Genomic DNA, 21,059 nt, shown 5'->3' with positions numbered 1-21,059 from the left:
GTCTACGCAGGGCCGGCGGGCGTGGCATGCACGCCCGCCGGGATCTGACGTGGAAGGGGTCAGAAGTGCATCTGCGCGCGCAGTTCGAAGATCTCCGGCGTGCTGTGCACGCCACGGCGGCTGGCGTCGACCTTCACGTAGTTGGCCTGGAACTTGAAGTGGCTGGTCAGGTACCAGTTCGCGCCCAGGGTCAGGTCGTGCTGGCGGCCACCGAGAATGCTGCCGTCGTCCAGGTCCAGGCGGCTGTAGCGGGCCACCAGTTCCAGCGCGCCGTAGTCGTGCGCCGGCTTGATGTTGGCCACGGCACCAGCGTTGTACGGGCGCGATTCACCGGTCAGCACCCAGCTGGCCATCGCGTACTGGCCGCTGCCGGTGTAATCCGGCAGGCCCTTGCGGGTGACGGTGGCCTGCAGCGCTTCGGCCTGCAGCGAGAACGGGCCGCGGATCCAGATGCCTTCCAGGCCGGTGCGACGGATCTGGTCGGCGGTGACCAGCGCGCCGGAATCGACGAAGCGGATGTCGGTCAGGCCAGCTTCCGGGCGTGCGCGCAGGCGTGCGCTGGCCTCATGGTGCACATCACGGCCATCGCTGTAGCCACGCGGATTTTCCTGCGAATAGGCCACGCCCAGGTGGATCACGTCACCCGGCGCCTTCACCGGCGTCCACACCGCACGCACCGCCTGGGTGGTGCCGGGGTTGTCGCCCTGCAGGTCCTTGCCACCGTAGGCGCCGGCCTGCAGCAGGTACTGCGGGCGCTCCAGCACCCATTCCACGCCGGTACGGCGGCCGGCATAGAAGGCCTGCACGGGCAGCGCGGTCTCCAGGAACGTGCCGGCGCGCGAGGACGTGTTCGCATCCAGACCGACCGGGGTCTTCATGTAGCCGAAGCGGAAGCGGCCGACGTCACGGCCGAAGAAGGCCTTGCTCTCGAAGCGCACGAACACGTCCAGCCAGGTGTCGGACTGGAAGTCGTAGTAGACCATTGCGTCATAGACGCCCTTCTTCTTCAGCGTCGCACCGAACTCCTTGCGGCGCACGGCGTCGTCGTCCTCAAGGCCGCTGCCCGAGGAGAAGTCGTTGTAGTCGTAGGCGATGTTGGCGGTGGCGGCCAGTTCGGTGCCGTTGCCGAAGGTGTACTTGGTCGGCCAGTTGTCGAAATCCGCAGCCGAAGCGAAGGCGGGAAGGGCGGCCAGGGACAGGGCCAGCAAGGTGGGAATCGGGCGCATGTTGGGTGCGGCTCTCTCAGATTGCGTGTGGACAGGACAACAACGGCCGTCGGGGCCGAAACTTTCGCAAGGACACGCCCGGCCGTTCAGCCTGGGCCACCGGCCTCCCCCAGGATCGGGCGGTGCGTCGCCAGTGTAGGCATCGCCGCCACCTGAACCGGGGGGCTAGTACCAATAGGTTATCTGCGCCGGCGTGCCCGGCGCGTACAAAGGCGTCCATTGGTCGCACCCGCTGCGCGTCGTGCACAGGGCCTGCGATCAGTTTCCACGGTAACGGTTCCCGCGCTGTCCCGGGTCCGTACGTGCCTGAAAACGCCCCTTCCGGAGTCCGCCATGCACATCCCGTCCGCAGCCCCGGCGCCTGCAAAGCCGTTGCCGATCTATCGCCAGCTGTATTTCCAGGTGATCGTGGCGATCGTCCTGGGCGCCATCCTCGGCCACTACGAACCGCTGATCGGTGAGAAGATGAAGCCGCTGGGCGATGCCTTCATCAATCTGGTGAAGATGATCATCGCACCGGTGATCTTCCTGACCATCGTCACCGGCATCGCCAGCATGACCCACCTGCGCACGGTGGGCCGCGTGTTTGCCAAGGCAATGGCGTACTTCCTGTTCTTCTCCACGCTGGCGTTGATCGTCGGCATGATCGTGGCGCACGTGGTGCAGCCCGGCGCCGGCATGAACATCAACCCGGCCGAGCTGGACCAGACCGCGGTGCACAGCTACGTCGAGAAGTCGCATGACCTGACCCTGGTCGGCTTCCTGATGGACATCATCCCGAAGACGCTGCTCAGCGCCTTCGTCGACGGCAACATCCTGCAGGTGCTGTTCGTGGCCGTGCTGTTCGGCATCGCACTGGCGATGGTGGGCGAGAAGGGCAAGCCGGTGCTGAACTTCCTGGAGGCGCTGGTCGCCCCGGTGTTCAAGCTGGTGCACATCCTGATGAAGGCCGCCCCGATCGGTGCCTTCGGCGCGATCGCCTTCACCATCGGCAAGTATGGCGTCGGCTCGCTGATCAACCTGGCCTGGCTGGTGGGCTCGTTCTACCTCACCGCCTTCCTGTTCGTGGCGGTGATCCTGGGCCTGGTCTGCCGCCTGTGCGGGTTCTCGGTGTTCAAGCTGGCCCGCTATCTGAAGGCCGAGCTGCTGCTGGTGCTGGGCACCTCGTCCTCGGAATCGGCGCTGCCGTCGCTGATGGAGAAGATGGAACGCGCCGGCTGCAGCAAGTCGGTGGTCGGCCTGGTGGTCCCCACCGGCTATTCGTTCAATCTGGACGGCACCAACATCTACATGACCCTGGCCGCGCTGTTCATCGCCCAGGCCACCAACACCGAACTGACTCTGGGCCACCAGATCGCCCTGCTGCTGGTCGCCATGCTCAGCTCCAAGGGCGCGGCCGGCGTCACCGGTGCCGGCTTCATCACCCTGGCCGCCACCCTGGCCGTGGTGCCGGAAGTGCCGGTGGCGGGCATGGCGCTGATCCTGGGCGTGGACCGCTTCATGAGCGAATGCCGCTCGCTGACCAACTTCATCGGTAATGCGGTGGCCACGGTGGTGGTGTCGCGCTGGGAAGGCGCGCTGGACCGTGACCGCCTGAAGCTGGCGCTGGACGGCCGCGAGAGCGAGCTGCCGCCGCCGGTCGATGCCGTGCCGGAGGCTCTGCCCGCCAAGGGCTGACACAGGTGTGTGGTACCGCGGGGCCGATCACGAAAGTGGTACGGCCCCGCGGCGTTTCAAGGCGTCCCACGGCTGTCACGGGAGGCGCCGAAGCTGGTCTCGCGGTACCGTCGCATACGGCACAGGATTGTGCGGTCGCAGCATGCCTGCGACAGGATAGCGACAGGTCCAGACGCTCCAACGGGGGTATCATCCCCTGTCCCTTCTGCCCATTCATGTAACCCACATCGATGTCCAACGAAGATTTCAAACAGGCCGCCCTCGATTACCACCGGATGTCTCCGCCCGGCAAGATCAAGGTTTCCGCTACCAAGCCCATGCTGACGCAGCGCGACCTGTCGCTGGCGTATTCGCCGGGCGTGGCGTACGCCTGTGAAGCGATCAAGGCCGACCCGCAGCAGGCCAGCGAGCTGACCGCGCGCGGCAACCTGGTGGCGGTGATCTCCAACGGCACCGCGGTGCTGGGCCTGGGCAACATCGGCGCGCTGGCCGGCAAGCCGGTGATGGAAGGCAAGGGCGTGCTGTTCCAGAAGTTCGCCGGCATCGATGTGTTCGACATCGAAGTGGATGAAACCGACCCGGACAAGCTGGTCGACATCATCGCCTCGCTGGAGCCGACCTTCGGCGGCATCAACCTGGAAGACATCAAGGCTCCGGAATGCTTTGTGGTCGAGCGCAAGCTGCGCGAGCGCATGAAGATCCCGGTGTTCCATGACGACCAGCACGGCACGGCGATCATCGTCGGCGCAGCGGTGCTCAACGCCATGGCGATCACCGGCAAGAAGATCGAGGACGTGAAGCTGGCGACCACGGGCATGGGCGCCGCCGGCATTTCCTGCGTGAACATGCTGGTGCAGCTGGGCCTGAAGCCGGAGAACATCCTGGCCTTCGACCGCGAGGGCGTGATCCATACCGGTCGTACCGACCTGGATCCGGAAAAGCAGCGCTATGCGCGCGACACCGACAAGCGCACCCTGGCCGAGATCGTCGACGGCGCGGACATCTTCCTGGGCCTGTCGGCCCCGGGCATCCTGACCGCCGAGATGGTCAAGACCATGGCGCCGGACCCGGTGATCTTCGCACTGGCCAACCCGACTCCGGAAATCATGCCGGAGGTGGCGCGCGCCGCGCGTCCGGACGCGATCATCGGCACCGGCCGTTCGGACTACCCGAACCAGGTCAACAATGTGCTGTGCTTCCCGTACCTGTTCCGCGGTGCGCTGGACGTGGGCGCGACCGCCATCAACGAGGAAATGAAGATCGCCTGCGTGCGCGCCATCGCCGCGCTGGCACGCCGTGCCGCCACCGACATGGGCTCGGCCTACGGCGGCGAGACCCCGAGCTTCGGCCGTGAATACCTGATCCCGCGCCCGTTCGACCGCCGCCTGCTGGTGGAGCTGTCGGCCGCTGTGGCCCAGGCCGCGATGGACTCGGGCGTGGCCTCGCGCCCGATCGAGGACATGGGCGCCTACCGCGACAAGCTGGCCCAGTTCGTCTACCGCACCAGCCTGATGATGAAGCCGGTCTACGACCGCGCGCGCAGCGACAAGCAGCGCGTTGTGTACGCCGAAGGTGAAGAGGAAGTGGTGCTGCAGGCGGTGCAGAACGTGGTCGACGACGGCCTGGCGCACCCGATCCTGATCGGTCGCCCGGAAGTGATCGAATCACGCATCGAACGCCTCGGCCTGCGCCTGAAGATCGGCGAGAACGTTGAAGTCACCAACATCAACGACGACCCGCGCTTCAACGAATACTGGCAGTACTACCACGGCCTGACCGGTCGTCGTGGCGTGACCGTGGCCGCGGCGAAGAACCTGATGCGTTCGCGCCCGACCCTGATCGCGGCGGTGATGGTGGCCCGTGGCGAAGCCGATGCGATGCTGACCGGCATCGTCGGCCGCTTCCACAAGAAGCTGGGTTACGTGCGCAGCGTGCTGCCGCTGGAGCCGAAGGTCACCTCGACCTCGGCGATGACCGGCGTGATCAACCAGCAGGGCGTGTTCTTCTTCGTGGACACCCACGTGCAGGAAGACCCGACCGCCGAGCAGCTGTGCGAAGCGACCCTGCAGGCGGCCTACCGCATGAAGCTGTTCGGCATCGAGCCGAAGGTGGCGCTGCTGTCGCACTCCAACTTCGGCAGCCATGATTCGAAGGACGCGCTGAAGATGCGCCAGGTGCGTGAGCTGCTGCTCAAGCGCAACCCGCGTCTGAACGTGGACGGTGAAATGCAGGGCGACACCGCGTGGGACGAAGCGCTGCGCCAGAAGCTGCTGCCGGGCTCGACCCTGCAGGGCCGCGCCAACCTGTTCGTGCTGCCGAATCTGGAAGCGGCCAACATCGCCTACAACCTGGTGCGCGTGTTCACCGACGGCGTGGCGATCGGCCCGATCCTGATGGGCGTGAACAAGCCGGTGCACATCCTGACCACCAGCGCGACCTCGCGCCGGATCCTGAACATGACCGCGATCGCCGCGGTCGATGCGCAGATCCGCAAGCAGATCGAAGCGGAGAAGAAGGCCTGAGGCCTTCTTCCCGATTCGATCTGCAGAAACGCGCCCCACGGGGCGCGTTTCTGTTTCCGCGCAGCGGAAACGGGTAGAGGCGACTGTTAGTCGACTGCTCTTGATTCGGACGCCGAAAACCCCGCGCGATCGCGCGATAGTCGACTAACAGTCGACTCTACCGGTCCCAACGCCGGTCCCAACGCCGGTCCCAACGCCGGTCCCAACGCCGGTCCCGATGCCGATGCCATCGCTGCCACACACGCTACGCAACCCGGTCATTTCCCTGCAACGCCGTTGCGGCCCAATACGCCCACGCGGCCCGGCCGTGGGAAGGGACCGGACCGGCCTTCCCACCCTGGGCCCGACCACCTCCCCATCGGCGAAAGTGTCATGCGCAATCGAGTGACGCGGCGGTATTTCCAGCAGCTTTTCGCGCTGTACGCAGGTTTCGTGCAGTCGCGCTGAGGCAGCGATGCGGTAGCGCCGGGCAATGCCCGGCGAATGCGTGGTGCCTGGGCGTCAGTGCCGCTTGCCGCGGCGTGCCGGGGCCGGCGGTGGTGCATCCGAACGCGGCTTGGCGTACTGCGACCACAATGCCGGGAGTGCCTTTCCGGTGTGCTTCTGCCACAGCGCAGGCGTATAGCGGCCATCACGCAGGGCCTTGTCCAGCGCCAGCACCAGGCCGGGATGCTCGCTCTCCGCCCACTTCAGGAAGGCGCCGGTCACCCGGTAGCCACTGTCGACGTTCTGCCCCTTCTCGACCTTGACCGGCAACGCCCAGCCGGCGGCGGCGTTGTCCATGCCATAGCGGTCGCGTGCGTAGTCGGCGATGCCTTCCACCAGCCAGCCCGGTACCCGTGCATCGCCGTAGCCGGGATAGCCCTGCACGATGTGCATCGCCTCGTGGGTGACCAGGTCGATGTCGTTCGGATGCTGCGCCAACCAGCCGGGATTGATGGTGATGGTTGCGGCCTGGTCCTTGTCGCCGACGAAGGCGATGCCGGTGTAGGCCGGATCGATCACGATGCGCACCCTCGACGGCGCGGTGGGATGGAAGTCAGCCCGCTCGCGCAGGTAGGCGAAGAAGAACGTATCGATCACCCGCTTGCGCTGCGGCGCCGACAGGGCGCCACGCGCGTCCTGGTAGTTCAGTGTCACGCCGTCGCGGGTCAGCTGCGTATCGAACGCCTGGGTCTGGCCGAAGCTGGAGAAGGACAGGGCAACAAGGGCCAGGGGCAGAAGACGGTAGCGCATGCGGCTCATTGTACGGTGCCGACCGCCAGCAGTTCGATCTCCGCCAGTGGCAGCCGCCCTGGGGCTGCCAAGCGCAGGCGGTACTCGCTGTAGCGACCGGGTTTGGCGATGCGGAACGGACGGGTCTGGCGGGCAGATTCGAAGTCTTCGCCACTGCGCTGGTCGAGCACGGTCCAGCTGCCGCTGCCATTGCGCGCCTCCAGCGTCCATTCACCGCCACGGATGCGGCCGTCACCACTGGTCAGCGTGTACATCGTCGCGGTGCCGTCGGCCAGGCCGGTCAGCGCGATGGCCGCGCCGCCGCCGAGGCCCACCGTCGTGGCCGCATCGTCATCGACAAGTGCCGCAAGGTCACGGCCATCGGCCAGCGTGGCCTTCGCGCCGCTGCCCAGCAGGTCGTGCAGCATCTGTGGGCGCTGGCCACGGGCAGTCAGCGAGCGCGGCACGTCATCCACGCCGCTGCCCCAGCGCGAAGGTTGCGGGCCCATCACGAAGTCCAGGGTCGCACCCTTGGCGATCAGCTCGTGCGGCACCCAGGTCTTGGTCCAGGGCTGGCCGTTGATCTTCAGCGACTGCACGTAGACGTTCTCACGCGAGTTGTTGGCCGCGTTCACGGTCAGCACGGCACCGCCCTGCAGTTCCACCCGTGCATGCTCAAATGCCGGCGAGCCGATCACATACTCCGGGGCGCCCATGCGCAATGGGTACAGGCCCAGCGAGGCCAGCACGTACCAGGCCGAGGTCTCGCCGTTGTCCTCGTCACCGGGATAGCCCTGGCCGATCTCACTGCCCACGTACAGCCGCGACAGGATCTCGCGCACGTGCTGCTGGGTCTTCCACGGCTGCCCGGCGTACAGGTACATCCACGGGATGTGGTGCGCCGGCTGGTTGCTGTGCGCGTACATGCCCATGCGCACGTCGCGCGCTTCGGTCATTTCATGGATGGTGCCGCCGTAGGAGCCGGCGAACGCCGCGTCGGCGGTTTCCGGTGTGGCGAAGAAGGTGTCGAGCTTGGCAGCCAGCTTGTCGCGGCCACCGTACAGGGCGGCCAAGCCTTCACCGTCGTGGGCGGCGGTGAAGGCGAAGGTCCAGCCATTGGATTCGGTGTAGTCGTGGCCCCACACGCGCGGGTCGTAATCCTTGGCATCCACGCGCCAGCGGCCGTCGGCCGTGCGGCCCTGGAAGAAGCCTGCCGCCGCATCGAACATCGTCGCGTAGCTGGCGGCGCGGTGGCGGAAGTAGTCGGCCTCGGTGCTGTAGCGTTCGCGTGCGGCGGGCGAGGTTGCGCGCTTGGCCAGGGCGTCGGCCATGTTGGCGATGCCGAAGTCGTTGAGCGCGCCTTCCATCGTCCACGACATGCCCTCGTGCACGTCGGCGCTGGCGTAGCCGCGGAAGGTCGAGCGGTCCATGCCCTTGCGGCCGACATGGCGGTCCGGCGGTACCACGGTCGCGTTCTTCACTGCGGCGGCGTAGGCTTCGGCCGGATCAAAGCCACCGATGCCTTTCAGCCACGCATCGGCAAACGCCACATCCGAACTGGTGCCGACCATCAGGTCGGCGTAGCCCGGCGACGACCAGCGTGCGATCCAGCCACCCGCGCGGTACTGCTCGATGAAGCCCTGAACCATCTGGCCGGCATCGGCGGGCGTGAACAGCGCGTAGGCCGGCCAGGTGGTGCGGAAGGTGTCCCAGAAACCGTTGTTGACGAATACCTTGCCATCGCGCACGGCGGCAAAGGTGCGGGTCGCGCTGCCATCGGTGTTGTCGTCGCTGGCGCTGGCCTGGTTGGCGTAGCGCCAGTCGGGTGCAGCCGCGCTGCCCACGTTCTCGTGGCCGGAGTTGGGGTACAGGTACAGCCGGTACAGGCTGGAGTACAGCGTGGTCTTCTGGTCGTCGCTGGCCGTGCCGATATCGAAGCGGGCCAGGCGCGCATCCCACGCATCCTGCGCGCGGCCGGCCACGCTCTCCAGCGTGTCGGCAGCAGCGATTTCCAGCGCCAGGTTATGTCGTGCCTGCTCCACCGAGATCAGCGACGTGGCGATGCGCATGGTCACCTGCCGCTGGCTGCCGGCCTCGAACTTGATGTAGCCCGTCGGGCGGCCGGTGTCGATGCGACCGCTGCTGCGCCAGGGTTTGTCGAAGCTGGCGACCACGTACATGCGGCTGGCACCGTTGGACAGGCCGCTGCGCGTGTCGGTGTAGCCGGACAGCGTCTGCGTGGCGGCGTCCAGGGTCAGGCCGCCATGTGCATCGACGTTGTCGAACAGCAGGTTGGCGTCGCCGCCCTCGGGGAAATCAAAGCGGAAAAGCGCGGCATGGTCGGTCGGCGCGATCGATGCCGCGACGCCGTTGTCGAAGCGCACGTCGTATCGGTAGGGGCGGGCGCTCTCGTGGGTGCGGTCGAACGACAGCGCGCGCTTGCGGCGGTCGGCCTCGGGTACGCCGCGGCTGGCCGAGGGCATCACCTGGAAGGTCTGGCGGTCGCCCATCCACGGGCTGGGCTGGTGGCTCAGCGCGAGCGCCTGCAGCTGCGGACGGTTCTGCGCATCGTTCTGCTCGTTCCAGCGGTACAGCCAGTTCAGCGCACCGGCATCGGTCACCGGGGTCCAGAAATTGAACCCGTGCGGCACCGCCGTGGCCGGGAAATTGTTGCCGCGCGAGAAGGTGCCGTTGGCCTGGGTGCCACGGGTGGTCAGCACCCAGTCGGAGACGCGCTGCGGTCGCTGTCGCGGCTGAGCATCCAGGCGTACGTCGTCGATCCAGCCGGACACTGGCGCACCATCGGCGCTGGCCACCTCCAGTTCGATCGCCACTACGCGGCGACCCTTCAGCGCGGGCACGTCGCCCAGTCGTACCGCCTTGCGCGCCCACTGCTGCGGGTACAGCGTCTTCGAATCGCCCTGCGCGCGTGCGCCGATCGCCACGCCGTGCTGGTCGCGTGCCGCACCGGCCGACACGCGGCTGCCATCGTCCAGCCGCAGGTCCAGCGAGACATAGGTCGAGGCCACGCTGTCCTTGCCGACGATTTCCGGCAGCACCAGCCACGACAGGGTGGTATCGGCCTCGATCGGCAGGTCGGTCTTGAACAGTTCGCGCCGCGCGTTGCCCCCTGCACTGCTGTAGCGAAGGGCATGCAGCCCGCTGTAGCCGGCGTTGCGCTTGGCGGTGTAAGGCGCGGCCGGACCGTTGCCGATGCTCACCTGCAGCGCGCCAGCGGCCTGCGCCGGTGCAGGTTCGCCGGGTTCGAACGAGGTCTGCAGTCCCTGTGCCAGCACCGGCATCGCAGTGGTTGCACAGGCCAGGGCCAGGGCAAGCGGAAGCAGGGCGCGGCGTGGATCGGACAGGGTCATGCAGGGGTCTCCCGGAAGGGCAGGCGGCGGGCAGAACCCGCATCGGCGGACACCACGGACAGCAACGCTCCGCCCGCCGGGATGGCAGTGGAAGAGACGATGCCGGTCCGGCGGGGGCGGGCCATGCGATCGGGTCGATTGGACGGGTCGCTGCACGACCCGGGCCCGATCCTGCAACAGCGGCAGCGACCTGACAAGTGCCATTTAGTTCGATCCAAATGCAGGAAATATCGCGGTCAGCCGTTTTTCGGCGTGAACCTGCGGGATTGGCCGGGCAATTCCCGTCGATGGCCCGTCTCGCGGTGCCAGCCAATGGCATGGGGAATCGCCCCTGCGCGCCCAAAGACCTGTCGTGGCGCCATGTCCGGGCGGCCCGGATGCTAGAATCACAGGCCTCGCAACCCGTTCATCGACATCTGCCATGAGCCATACCGCCACCGCGCCCGCCAACGCCGAGAAGCGCTACACCGTGCACCGCAGCGATCTTCCGCTGAGCTGCCCGACCCCGGAAATGGCGCTGTGGAACTCGCATCCGCGCGTGTACCTGCCGATCGAAGACGAGCCCAATGGCGAAGCGCAGTGCCCGTACTGCGGTTCCGTGTTCGTGCTGGCCGACTAAGCGGCTGCCCCCTCGATGCGCCGATTGACCGTGGTGCAGTTGCTGCCGGCGCTGCACTCCGGCGGCGTCGAGCGCTCGACCCTGGAAATCGCTGCGGCCCTGGTCGCCGCCGGCCATCGCGCGCTGGTAGTGTCGGCCGGCGGCCGGCTGGTACAGCCGCTGCTCGATAGCGGTGCCGAGCACCTCACTCTGGACATCGGCCGAAAGTCGCTGCTGACCCTGCGCCATCTGCCGACCCTGCGCCGCCTGTTTGCCGAGGTGGGCGCGGACATCGTGCATGCCCGCTCGCGGCTGCCGGCCTGGCTGGGGCTGTACGCGATCCGCGCCCTGCCCGCCGCGCAGCGCCCGCACTGGGTGACCACCGTGCACGGGCTGAATTCGCCCAGCCGCTACAGCGCGGTGATGACCAGCGGTGAACGCGTGATCTGCGTGTCCAACACCGTGCGCGAATACGTGCAGCGGCACTACCCGACCGTGCCCGAACAGACGCTGCAGGTGATCCCGCGTGGCGTCGACGTCGCCCAGTTCCCGCGGGTGGCGCGCGCCGACCGCCGGCCGCGTCTGGCGCTGGCAGCCGATTACCCGTGGCTGGCGCAGGTGGATGGCCCGCTGCTGCTGTTGCCGGGGCGGGGCACCCGCCTGAAGGGCCATGCACATGCGCTGCAGCTGCTGGCCGACGTGCGCGCCGCGGGTGTGCCGGCGCAGCTGTGGATGCTGGGCACCGATGAACCCGGTCGTGAAGCCTACGTGGCCGACCTGCGCCGGCAGGCCGCTGCCTTGGGCGTGACCGACGCCGTGCAGATCAGCACGCCAACCGCGCGCATCGCTCAGGCCTACGCGGCCAGCGATCTGGTACTGCAGCTGTCGGACAAGCCCGAAGCGTTCGGCCGCACCGTGGTCGAGGCGCTGTCGGTGGGCCGCCCGGTGCTGGGCTGGGACCACGGTGGCGTCGGCGAACTGCTGCGGCAGCTGCAACCCGCAGGTGCCGTGCCGCTGGGCGATGCGCACGCATTGGGTGAACGCGCGCTGGCCCTGCTGGCGCAGCCGCCGTCCTTGCCGACCCGCATCCCGTTTACCCTGCAGGCCATGCAGCGCGATACCCTCCGCCTCTATGCCGACCTCGCCGGCTGACCCTGCCGTCATCGTGCGCGACGACCGCGCCGGACGCTGGGCGCCCTGGTGGGTGCTGGCATACGTGGCGATGTGGCCGTTGCCGGGCATCGCCGAAACCATTCTCGGTCTTGGCGCGGTCTACGCCGCCGCGCGCATGGTCATGCGCCGACTGCAGCGTCGTCCGCATCTGTTGAGCACGGCAGCCTGGGCACTGACCTCGATCCTGTTCCTCGGCTACTGGCTGCCGCAGGCGTTTTCCGCGTTCGATGCGATCGATCCGGCGGCGTCGTGGACCAAAGCGGCCGCCGGTCTGCGCTACCTGCCCTTCATGTGGCTGGTGGCGATCGCGGTGGCCACACCGGAACGGCGACGGCTGACCTTCGGTGGCCTGGCGCTGATCACTGGCGCCTGGACGCTGGATGCACTGGTGCAGGCCGTGGCCGGTACCAGCCCATGGTTCTGGTCACTGGAACAGCTGAAGCTGGCAGTGAGCGGCCATGCACTGTGCCCGGCCGACGAGGCCGCCGTGGCCGACCGGCTCAGTGGCGCGCTGGGACCCTGCAACCTGAAGTTCGGCCAGGTGCTGGCCAGCCTGTCGCCGTTCCTGTTGCTGCCCGTGGCGCGCCGCTTCGGCAACGTCGGCTGGCTGCTTGCGGCTGCTGCGCTGGGCAGCGTGCTGCTGCTGGCCGGTTCGCGGGCCTCGTGGATCACCTTCGCGCTGGTGCTGGCCTACAGCGGCGTGCGCCAGTTCGGCTGGAAACGGCTGGCCGTGCTGGCGCTGGTGGCGGTGCTCGGCGCGGGCGCGCTGACCGCCAGCGTGCCACAGCTGCGCGAACGCTTCGCACGCACGGCGATGGCCTGGGATGACGGCGAGCGGAGTGTCGACCAGGCATTGTCCGGGCGCGCGCGGATCTGGGAAGCCGCGGCGTGCATGATCGAGGAACACCCGATCAACGGTGTGGGCGCACGTGGCTTCCGCGACGCCTATCCGGCCTGCGTGGCCGATGAAGGCCCCGCGGTGTGGGGCACTGCCCCTGCGCTGCACGCCCACCAGATCGTGCTGGAAATCCTGGCCGAAACCGGTGTGCTCGGCCTGCTGCTGTGGTTGGCGGCGGTGGCCCAGGCCTGGCGGGCCTGGCGTTATGCGCCGGCGGCTGCGCGTGATCGCGCCCGCCCGGCGATGCTGGCGCTGGCGGTGACCGTGTTTCCGCTCAACACCCACCTGGCCTTCTATTCGGCGTTCTGGGGCGGCCTGACCGTGCTGCTGGCCGCACTGTTCGCCGGCAGCCTGCTGGCGCGGGACGCGGATGACACACCGACGGAGACGTAACGGCACATCCACGCATGGCGTGGCCCTAGCGCCCGTGCCAATCGAACATTGCCAGGGTGAATCCACGCCATGCGTGGATGACGCACCCCGGTCCCACCGTTACTTGTAGAAATCGCTCCGCCCACCCGGCTGCCGCTTGAAGCGGCGGTGGATCCACAGGTACTGGTCGGGGGCCTCGCGCACCATCTCTTCGATGGCCTGGTTGACCCGCGTGGTATCGGCTTCCACATCCTCGCTGGGGAAATTCTCCAGCGGTGCACCGATCTTCAGGAAGTACTTCCCGCCTTCGCGGCGATGGAAATACGGGATCACCGCGCAGCCGGTCATCCGCGCCAGCTGGTGGGTGGCGGTGATGGTTGACGCCGTGTGCCCGAAGAACGGCACGAACACGGTGTCCTTGCCGCGCATGTCCTGGTCCGGCGCATACCAGAGGAACCCGCCCTTTTTCAGGTGGCGCACGGTGGCACGGATGTCCTCGTTGGCGAACATCGCCTTGGCATAGCGCAGGCGACCGAACTTCACCGCCCACTCGTACACCGGGTTCTTGTGCTTGCGGTACATGCCCGAAAGATCAACGTGGTCGCACAGCAGGCGGCCGCACATTTCCAGGGTCATGAAGTGACCCGACACCAGCAGCACGCCACGGCCCTCGGCCTGCATCTGCCGCAGGTGTTCCAGCCCTTCGATCTGCACCTGCGGGCGGATGCTGTCGATGCTGCCCCACCAGGCGCGGATGCACTCGAACACGCCCACGCCCAGCGCATCGAAGCTGTCGCGCACCAGGCGCTGGCGCCAGGCCTCGTCCTTTTCGGGGAAGCACAGCTGCAGGTTGACCTCGGCGGCGCGGCGGCGGCTGCCCAGCAGGCGCCAGGTGATCCAGCCAACGCCCCGGCCCAGCGCGCGCTGCAGCATCCATGGCAGGCGGGCGATGGCGAAGGCGCCGAACATGGCGGCGAACATCGGCCAGTTGCGGGGATCGCGCAGCGACGGGCGGACGGCAGTGGTGGCATCGGACATTGCCCCATTCTACCAAGGCGGCCGCGTGTCTTTCCCGGGGGGCTCCCGTATCCTTGCCGCATGCGTAAAGACCCTGTCGAATGGATCCTGCGCGGCCTGTACTCGGTCGTGCTCTACATCCTGCTGCCGATCACCGTGTACCACCTGGTCTGGCGCGGCTTCCGGGTCCGTGAATACTTCCGGCGCTGGGACGAACGTTACGCCTCCTATCCGCAGCCGACCGGGCAGCCCCGGGTCTGGCTGCACGCGGTTTCGGTGGGCGAGGTCAACGCCGCCGCGCCGCTGGTGAACGCCCTGCGCAAGCAGCGCCCGGACATCCGCTGGGTCATCACCACCATCACCCCGACCGGTTCTGAGCGGGTACGTGCGCTGTGGGGCGACGCGCTGGACCATGTCTACCTGCCGTATGACGTGCCCGGCAGCGTCAACCGCTTCCTCGGCCACTTCCAGCCCAGCCTTGCGCTGATCCTGGAAACCGAACTGTGGCCGAACATGCTGTTCGGCTGCCGTGGCCGTGGCATTCCGGTCTATATCCTCAACGCACGGCTGTCGGCACGTTCGCTGCGTGGCTACCGGCTGCTGGCGGCGCTGATCCGCCGCGCGCTGCGCACGGTGACCTGCGTGGCCGCGCAGTCGCAGGACGATGCCGACCGTTTCGTGCAGCTGGGCGCTGCGCCCGAGCAGGTGCAGGCGCTGGGCAACCTGAAGTTCGACATCGCCACGCCGGAGGTTCAGGACTTCGTCGAGCAGTTCCATGCCCGGGTGCCCGTCGGGCGAGCGGTGTGGATCGCCGCCAGCACCCATGATGGCGAGGAGCAGGCGGTGATCGACCTGCACCGGCGGCTGCGCCAGCAGCATCCGGATCTGTTGCTGTTGTGGGCGCCGCGCCACCCGGAGCGTTTCCCGAAGGTGGAGGCACTGGTGCGCGAGCAGGGCTGGAACGTGGCGACGAGGCGCGCGAAGCAGTGGCCGGACACGGACACCGACGTGTTCGTCATCGACACCCTGGGCGAGCTGATGCCGTTCTATGCGTGTGCGCAGGTGGCGTTCGTCGGTGGCAGCCTGCAGCCCATCGGCGGCCACAACCTGCTGGAGCCGGCAGCCATGGGTACCGCCGCGGTGACTGGTCCGCACCTGCACAACTTCTCCGAGATATCACGGCGCATGCGCGAAGCCGGGGCCCTGCTGATCGGCGAGAACGCGCAGGCGGTCGGCGACCTGCTGCAGCACCTGCTGGATGACCCGCAGGCACGCGAGGACATGGCGCGCGCGGGCTGCACCTTGGTCAGCAACGGCCGCGGCGCATTGCAGCGCACGCTGGCCCTGGTGGCACCGCATCTGCCGCCGCCCCGCAGCTGAGTCCACGGGCCGCACAAGCCTGCGGTCAAGCCGTCGACTGACGTGATCGACTGCATCAATTCTGCTTAGCGAGCGTATTCCTGTCGCGACAGGACCGGGCGCGCGCCATCAAGCGTGTCTGCGGTCACACCGCGGCGTGCGCGGCACCGAATCTGATACCGCCCCTTGGCGCAGGCTGCCAGCCTGCTGTCGACCGCGCTTGGACGGATATCAAGGGAGCTTGCGATGGATGGCGACAGCAGGCCGGAGGGCATCGATGATGTCCGGCCCGGCATGGATCATCTTGCGGTGGTGGCGCTGACCCTGCTGTTGGGGAGCAATGTGATCGCGCTGGTCGGCCAGCACACGGCGGCCGAGGCCGGGCCGGCCATCGTGCTGAGCCTGTTGCTGGCCGCGCTGGGTGCGATGCCGCTGCTGTATTGCCTGCATGCCCTGAGCCGGCAGCTGCCGGCTGCCGATGGCCTGCACGGAGTGTTGCGGGCGCGCTGGGGCCGGGTATCCGCCGGTCTGCTCGGCGGCGCGCTGCTGTTGGAACTGGTGGCGACCCTGGGGGGCGTGGCGCAGTCCCTGGCCCGTCATCTGCGCGCGCTGCTCGCCTGTTGCGACATCGATGCGGGCATCGCGGTGCCGGATCCGCTGATGGCCAGCCTCGCACTGCTTCTGATCGGTGTGGTCGGGTGGCTGCCGCCACGAGGTGCGGCTCTGGCGGCGTGTGCGCTGCTGACGGTGAAGCTCGGCACCGGTCTGCTGCTGGTGGCGCTGGCAGCCCGCCACGTGCAGTACGCGCATTGGATTCCCTGGCTGCCGGAGGCAACGGCACCCTATCGCTTCGGGCCCGGCGGGGTACTGGCAGCGAGCGTGCCGCTGCTGGGGGTGTTCGCCACCGTTGGCCTGGCACTTGGGTTTCCTGGCATGGACGGGCAGGCGAGGGCGCGACAGTCGCTGCTGCTGGCGGGTGTGCTGCTGCTGGCCATGCTGTTGCTGATCGTGGTTGCTGCCTTGCAGGCAGGTCTGGTCGAGTTCCCGGCATTGGGCAGCACGCGACCGCTGTCGGTAGCGCTTCAACAGCACCCGCAACTGCATTGGATGATGCCGTTGCTGCCGCTGGCCGGCGCAGCCGGATTGGCCGCGCTGCTGCTGGTCCTGCTGCGGGTGGCCATGTGCCTGGCGATGCAGCTGTGGACCGCGCTCCGCGAAGAAGCATTCGGCATGCGTGCGCGGACGGTGCCGGTCGCGTTGGTCCTGTCAGCGGCGCTGCTGGCGTTGGGCGTTCCTGTGGGCATCCTGCCGGTGCTGCCCGGCCCGGTCGTGCTGCTGGTGATGGTGGCCCTGTGCCTGGCCGTACTGCGCGGACAGTCACCGGTGGCAGGTGCCCGCGCGGTGCTGGCGCTTGTGGCCGCCGCACTCTGCCTGTTGGCTGCCGTGGCGCGGGTGCTGGCGTGGCCCGGCTGAGGGCCGTGCAGCGCCCACGAAAAAAGCCACCCTTGCGGGTGGCTTCTTCGTTGCCGGCAGGCTGACGACTCAGTGCGTGGTCGTGGCCGGGTTGCCCGCGTCCTGGGTCAGCAGGCGGTTGATGTCCTGCAGCTCGGCCACGTCCAGCGCACCCAGCGACTGGCTCAGCAGGAGGCGGTTCTGCAGGAAAGTGTAGCGTGCCTGGGCGTAGTCCAGCTGCGCCGAGAACAGGATGCGCTGGTTCTGGATCACGTCCAGCACGGTACGGGTACCGACTTCCAGGCCGACCTGCGAGGCGTCGTAGGCGCTCTGTGCCGAGACCACCGCCAGGCGGCGCGCTTCCACTTCGCTGATGCCCTGTACCAGGGTCTGGTAGGCATTGCGGGTGTTGCGGTCCAGGGCACGCTTCTGCTGCTCGTAGCCGTCCTGGGCGATGTCACGCTGGGCCAACGCCTGGCGCACGCCGGACTGGGTGGCACCGCCGGCGAAGATCGGCACGCTCAGGGTCAGGCCGATGCTGTTGGTGCGTGCATCCGGCGACAGCGAGCCGGCACCGGTGCTGTCACCCCAGGTGGCGGACTTGCCCCAGCTTCCGCCCAGCGACAGGGTGGGGTAATGACCACCCCGGGCGGCCTGCACGCCGGCTTCGGCCGCGCTGACCTTCAGTTCCTGCGCCTTCAGCGCCGGATTCTGGGTGGTGGCCTGGTGCACCAGCTCGTCGATGTTGCCGCGGTTGGCCGGCACTTCCGGACGGAAGTCGGCCGGCAGGCCGCGCAGGTTGACCACCGGCTGGCCGGTCAGTTCGGTCAGGGCCTGGTAGTTATCGGCCAGGGTGTTCTGCGCCACGATGGTGTTGGCGCGTGCCTGGTCGTACTGGGCGCGGGCTTCGTGCACGTCGGTGATCGGCGCCAGGCCCACTTCCAGGCGCTTGTCGGCGAAGTCGAACTGCTTCTTCGCGGCCGCTTCATTGGTCTGTGCGGCGTTCAGCGATTCGATCGCCACCAGCACGTTGAAGTAAGCCGCCGAGGTGCGCACGATCAGGCTGTCGTTGGCCGAATCGAGGGTGAAATCCGCCGCCTTGCTCAGCTCACGCTGCGAGCGCAGGTTGTTGATCTGGGTCCAGTTGAACAGCGTCTGGCTGCCATCGATCGTGTAGGTGCGGCGCTTGCTGGTGAAGGAGCCCGAATTGGCATCGGCGTTGGGCTCGCTGCGGGTGCGGTTCAGCGTGGCCTGGCCGTTGATCTGCGGCAGCAGGGCGGCGCGCGCCTGCACGGCACCTTCCTTGTCGACCAGCCGGGTCGATTCGGCGGCGGACAGCTGCGGATCGCCGTTGCGCGCCATCTCGTAGACCTGCAGCAGGTCGGCGGCATGGGCGGACAACGGCAGCAGGGCAGTGGCCAGCGCAACAGCGAGGGATCGGCGGATCATTGCGGCTTCCTTGGACTCAGAGGTGGAACTGGGGTGCCGGGGCGGCACCGCGCAGGTAATCGATATCGGTCTCGAACAGGGATTCGGTGCTGCCGTCGGCCTTGACCAGCAGGGCCTCCATCGCCGGCGAGCGGCCGTGGATCACGAACAGGCGACCCCCCGGACGCAGCCACGAGGCGAACTGTGACGGCACCACGTCGACGGCACCAGTGACACAGATCACGTCAAAGCGGCGTTCGGTCTGCCAGGAGAGGGCGTCGGCCACGTCCACGCGGACGTTGGTGCCCAGGCCGGAGGCGTCCAGGCGGGCACGCGCGGCGGCGGCCAGCTCCGGGTCGATCTCCAGGCTCAGCACGTCGCGCGCCAGCGCGCCGATGCAGGCGGACAGGAAGCCGCTGCCGGTGCCGATTTCCAGCACTTCGTCACCCGGCTGCAGATCCAGTGCCTGCAGGGTACGGCCCTCGATGACCGGCTTCATCATCTTCTGCCCGTTGCCGATCGGCAGTTCGACATCGGCGTAGGCCAGCGCACGGTGTGCATCGGCGACAAAGGCCTCGCGCGGCAGGCGGGCCAGGACGTCGAGCACCTTGATGTCCAGCACGTCCCAGGGACGGATCTGCTGTTCCACCATCAGTTCGCGGGCGTGGGCGTAATCAATCGTCATGAGGTTCAAATCCAGCGCAGTGGGCCGGCCATTTTACCGGTGCCGGAGGCCGGCGGCGCGCCCAGAGCATCAGCTGCCGGGGGGCCGGGGTCGCAGTGCCGGAAGTCATCGCGACCTCCGGTTCATTCAGGTTTGCCGTTTCAGCCGGTTCCCGCCCCTCGTGGCGCATAGGCGCGCAGGAAGAAGTCGATGCTGGCGGTCACATGGGCAAGAGGATCGCATTCCACCGGTGACAGTGGCATTCCGCACATCATATGCATGTGCACTTCGCCCTTCACCAGGGTCAGGAACTGCTGGCCAGCCAGGGAGTAGTCGGGGATCGCCAGCTCGCCGCGTTCGCCACGGGCGCGCAGGAAGTCGGCCAGGGCCTCGCAGGTGCGTTCCGGACCGGCCCGCCAGAACAGCTCGCGCAGGCGTTCGTCGGTCTCCGGCGCCATCATCATGCGCTGGATCGAGATCGCCGCATCGGAGGTGATCAGCTCGAAGAAGGCCAGGCCGATGCCGATCAGCTGGTCGCGCAGCGGGCCGTCCGCGTCGGCCACGAACAGGGCGTCGGGCAGCATTTCAATGCACTTGGACTGCACGGCCTCGGAAAACAGGGTTTCCTTGTCGCCGAAGTGGCTGTACACGGTCAGCTTCGAGACGCCGGCCTGGGCGGCAATGGCGTCCATGCTCACGCCGGTATAGCCCTGTTCGATGAACAGGGCCTTGGCTGCTTCAAGGATCGCCGCGCGCTTGCCCAGATCCTTGGGGCGCCCGGGTCCGGCGGCCTTGGCAGCAGGCTTGGCCGACGGCTTGCGGGAAGTGGAAGAACTCATCGCAACAATACTAGACCAAGCGGTTCGATATTTATACTATACCGGCCGGTTTATTAAATCGGGCCGGCAGTCGCGGCTCCCCCTTGTTGCAACCCTGCGTTTTCAGGACGTTGACCGATGAAGATCGTGCGCTGGATGGGCGGTATGGTGTGGGTGGCTGCGCTGGCAGCCTGTTCGGGACAGGAGCAGGCGCCGCAGGCGGCCGTGCCGGTACTGGTGGTTCACCCCGGCGAACAGGCCGGTCAGGCGCCGGCGGCGTTCCCGGGTACCGTGCGTGCCCGCCAGGAAAGCCCGCTGTCGTTCCGCGTCGGCGGCAACCTGGTCAAGCGCCATGTCGATGCTGGCCAGCGGGTGAAGAAGGGCGACGTGCTGGCCGAACTGGACGTGGCCGACTTCGCGCTTCAGGCGCGTGCCTCGCAAGCCCAGCTGGCGGCGGCGGAAGCCGACCTGGTGCGCGCCCGTGACGATCTCAAGCGCTACCAGGTGCTGGCCGACCAGCAACTGGTCAGCCGCTCGCAGCTGGACCAGCAGTCCGCGGCGTTCAAGGCTGCGCAGGGCCAGGCCAATGCTGCCCGTGCCAACCTTGATGTGCTGCGCAACCAGGCCGACTACGCACAACTGCGCGCACCGGCCGATGGCGTGATCGCCAGCCGCGAGGCCGAGGCCGGGCAGGTGGTGTCCGCCGGGCAGACCATCTTCAACCTGGCCGCCGACGGTGGCCGCGAAGTGCTGATCGACCTGCCCGAAGCCACCATCCGCGACTACGCGGTGGGCCAGCCGGTCGAGGTGGAGCTGTGGAACCGCCCGGGCCAGCGCTTGCCGGGCACGATCCGTGAGATCGCCGCCGCCGCCGATCCGCAGGCACGCACTTATGCCACCCGCGTCAGCCTGGCCGCCGATGCGCTGGCCGATGTCGAACTGGGCCAGAGCGCGCGCGTCTACAGCAGCGCCGGCCGCCACGGCACCCTGCAGCTGCCGCTGGGCGCACTGCAGCGCGGTGCCAACGGTACCGCCAGCGTGTGGGTGGTCGATCCGGCCAACAGCACGCTGAAGGCTGCATCGGTCACCACCGGTGCCTATGGCAGCGAATCGGTGCCGGTGCTGTCGGGCGTCGGTGCCGGTGACTGGGTGGTCGCCGCCGGTGGCCACCTGCTGCGCGCCGGCCAACCGGTGATTGCGGTGGACCGGCAGAACCGCCCGGTGCTGAAGCCGGCCGCGCCGGCTGCCGCCGCCAAGGCCAAGGAGTAA

General features: G+C 67.9%; 15 protein-coding genes. 8 read left to right on the top strand and 7 right to left on the bottom strand.

Annotated features, from left to right (window positions below):
- Nucleotides 1-59 precede the first annotated feature (59 nt).
- Nucleotides 60-1,226, bottom strand: coding sequence for a porin (locus QP512_RS16910; protein ID WP_286069816.1), 1,167 nt, complete (start codon nt 1,224-1,226; stop codon nt 60-62).
- A gap of 333 nt (nt 1,227-1,559) precedes the next feature.
- Here QP512_RS16910 and QP512_RS16905 point away from each other — a divergent pair, with 333 nt between their 5' ends.
- Together QP512_RS16905 and QP512_RS16900 are read left to right on the top strand one after the other, a co-directional pair.
- Nucleotides 1,560-2,903 (top strand): dicarboxylate/amino acid:cation symporter, encoded by a 1,344-nt coding sequence (locus QP512_RS16905; protein WP_286069815.1) that lies wholly within the window; start codon nt 1,560-1,562, stop codon nt 2,901-2,903.
- 230 nt (nt 2,904-3,133) lie between these two features.
- A complete protein-coding gene (locus tag QP512_RS16900; RefSeq protein WP_021204353.1) occupies nt 3,134-5,425 on the top strand; it encodes an NADP-dependent malic enzyme in 2,292 nt (763 codons plus the stop codon).
- A 501-nt stretch (nt 5,426-5,926) separates the two neighbouring features.
- Here the strand turns inward: QP512_RS16900 and QP512_RS16895 are convergent.
- Nucleotides 5,927-6,670, bottom strand: a complete 744-nt coding sequence (locus QP512_RS16895; RefSeq protein ID WP_286069811.1) for a basic secretory protein-like protein — start codon at nt 6,668-6,670, stop codon at nt 5,927-5,929.
- Entirely contained in the window at nt 6,667-10,011 is a 3,345-nt protein-coding gene (locus tag QP512_RS16890) for a GH92 family glycosyl hydrolase (RefSeq protein WP_286069810.1), read from the bottom strand. Before QP512_RS16890 ends, QP512_RS16895 begins: the two co-directional genes overlap by 4 nt.
- 421 nt (nt 10,012-10,432) lie before the next feature.
- On the opposite strand from QP512_RS16890, the gene QP512_RS16885 reads away from it, so the two are divergent.
- The 3 genes from QP512_RS16885 to QP512_RS16875 are packed head-to-tail and all read left to right on the top strand — an operon-like array spanning nt 10,433 to nt 13,073.
- Nucleotides 10,433-10,630, top strand: a complete 198-nt coding sequence (locus QP512_RS16885; protein ID WP_005410967.1) for a zinc-finger domain-containing protein — start codon at nt 10,433-10,435, stop codon at nt 10,628-10,630.
- A 15-nt stretch (nt 10,631-10,645) separates the two neighbouring features.
- The gene (locus QP512_RS16880) at nt 10,646-11,761 is read left to right on the top strand and encodes a glycosyltransferase (RefSeq protein WP_286069808.1); all 1,116 of its coding nucleotides are present in this window, start codon (nt 10,646-10,648) and stop codon (nt 11,759-11,761) included.
- Nucleotides 11,742-13,073 (top strand): O-antigen ligase family protein, encoded by a 1,332-nt coding sequence (locus QP512_RS16875; protein ID WP_286069807.1) that lies wholly within the window; start codon nt 11,742-11,744, stop codon nt 13,071-13,073. The genes QP512_RS16880 and QP512_RS16875 overlap by 20 nt, the downstream gene beginning before the upstream one ends.
- Nucleotides 13,074-13,172: 99 nt before the next feature.
- On the opposite strand, the gene QP512_RS16870 is transcribed toward QP512_RS16875, so the two are convergent.
- On the bottom strand, nt 13,173-14,090 hold the full coding sequence (locus tag QP512_RS16870) for an LpxL/LpxP family Kdo(2)-lipid IV(A) lauroyl/palmitoleoyl acyltransferase (protein WP_286069806.1): 918 nt from the start codon (nt 14,088-14,090) through the stop codon (nt 13,173-13,175).
- A 60-nt stretch (nt 14,091-14,150) separates the two neighbouring features.
- Here QP512_RS16870 and waaA point away from each other — a divergent pair, with 60 nt between their 5' ends.
- On the top strand, nt 14,151-15,449 hold the full coding sequence (gene waaA / locus QP512_RS16865) for a lipid IV(A) 3-deoxy-D-manno-octulosonic acid transferase (protein WP_286069805.1): 1,299 nt from the start codon (nt 14,151-14,153) through the stop codon (nt 15,447-15,449).
- Nucleotides 15,450-15,674: 225 nt separating this feature from the next.
- Nucleotides 15,675-16,901 (top strand): amino acid transporter, encoded by a 1,227-nt coding sequence (locus QP512_RS16860; RefSeq protein WP_286069804.1) that lies wholly within the window; start codon nt 15,675-15,677, stop codon nt 16,899-16,901.
- A 69-nt stretch (nt 16,902-16,970) separates the two neighbouring features.
- Here the strand turns inward: QP512_RS16860 and QP512_RS16855 are convergent, their stop codons facing one another.
- The 3 genes from QP512_RS16855 to QP512_RS16845 form a co-directional block, all read right to left on the bottom strand.
- Nucleotides 16,971-18,329, bottom strand: a complete 1,359-nt coding sequence (locus tag QP512_RS16855) for a TolC family outer membrane protein (protein ID WP_286069803.1) — start codon at nt 18,327-18,329, stop codon at nt 16,971-16,973.
- A gap of 16 nt (nt 18,330-18,345) precedes the next feature.
- Entirely contained in the window at nt 18,346-18,993 is a 648-nt protein-coding gene (locus tag QP512_RS16850) for a protein-L-isoaspartate O-methyltransferase (RefSeq protein ID WP_286069802.1), read from the bottom strand.
- 140 nt (nt 18,994-19,133) lie between these two features.
- Nucleotides 19,134-19,811: a TetR/AcrR family transcriptional regulator gene (locus QP512_RS16845; protein ID WP_286069800.1), complete on the bottom strand. Its 678-nt coding sequence runs from the start codon at nt 19,809-19,811 to the stop codon at nt 19,134-19,136.
- 117 nt (nt 19,812-19,928) lie between these two features.
- Between QP512_RS16845 and QP512_RS16840 the strand changes: the two genes are divergently transcribed.
- Nucleotides 19,929-21,059 (top strand): efflux RND transporter periplasmic adaptor subunit, encoded by a 1,131-nt coding sequence (locus QP512_RS16840; RefSeq protein ID WP_286069799.1) that lies wholly within the window; start codon nt 19,929-19,931, stop codon nt 21,057-21,059.

The sequence above is a fragment of the Stenotrophomonas sp. 57 genome (assembly GCF_030291075.1).
Classification (GTDB): domain Bacteria; phylum Pseudomonadota; class Gammaproteobacteria; order Xanthomonadales; family Xanthomonadaceae; genus Stenotrophomonas.
Note: the sequence above shows the minus strand (reverse complement) of the source record. Positions and strands in the feature narration are given on the sequence as shown.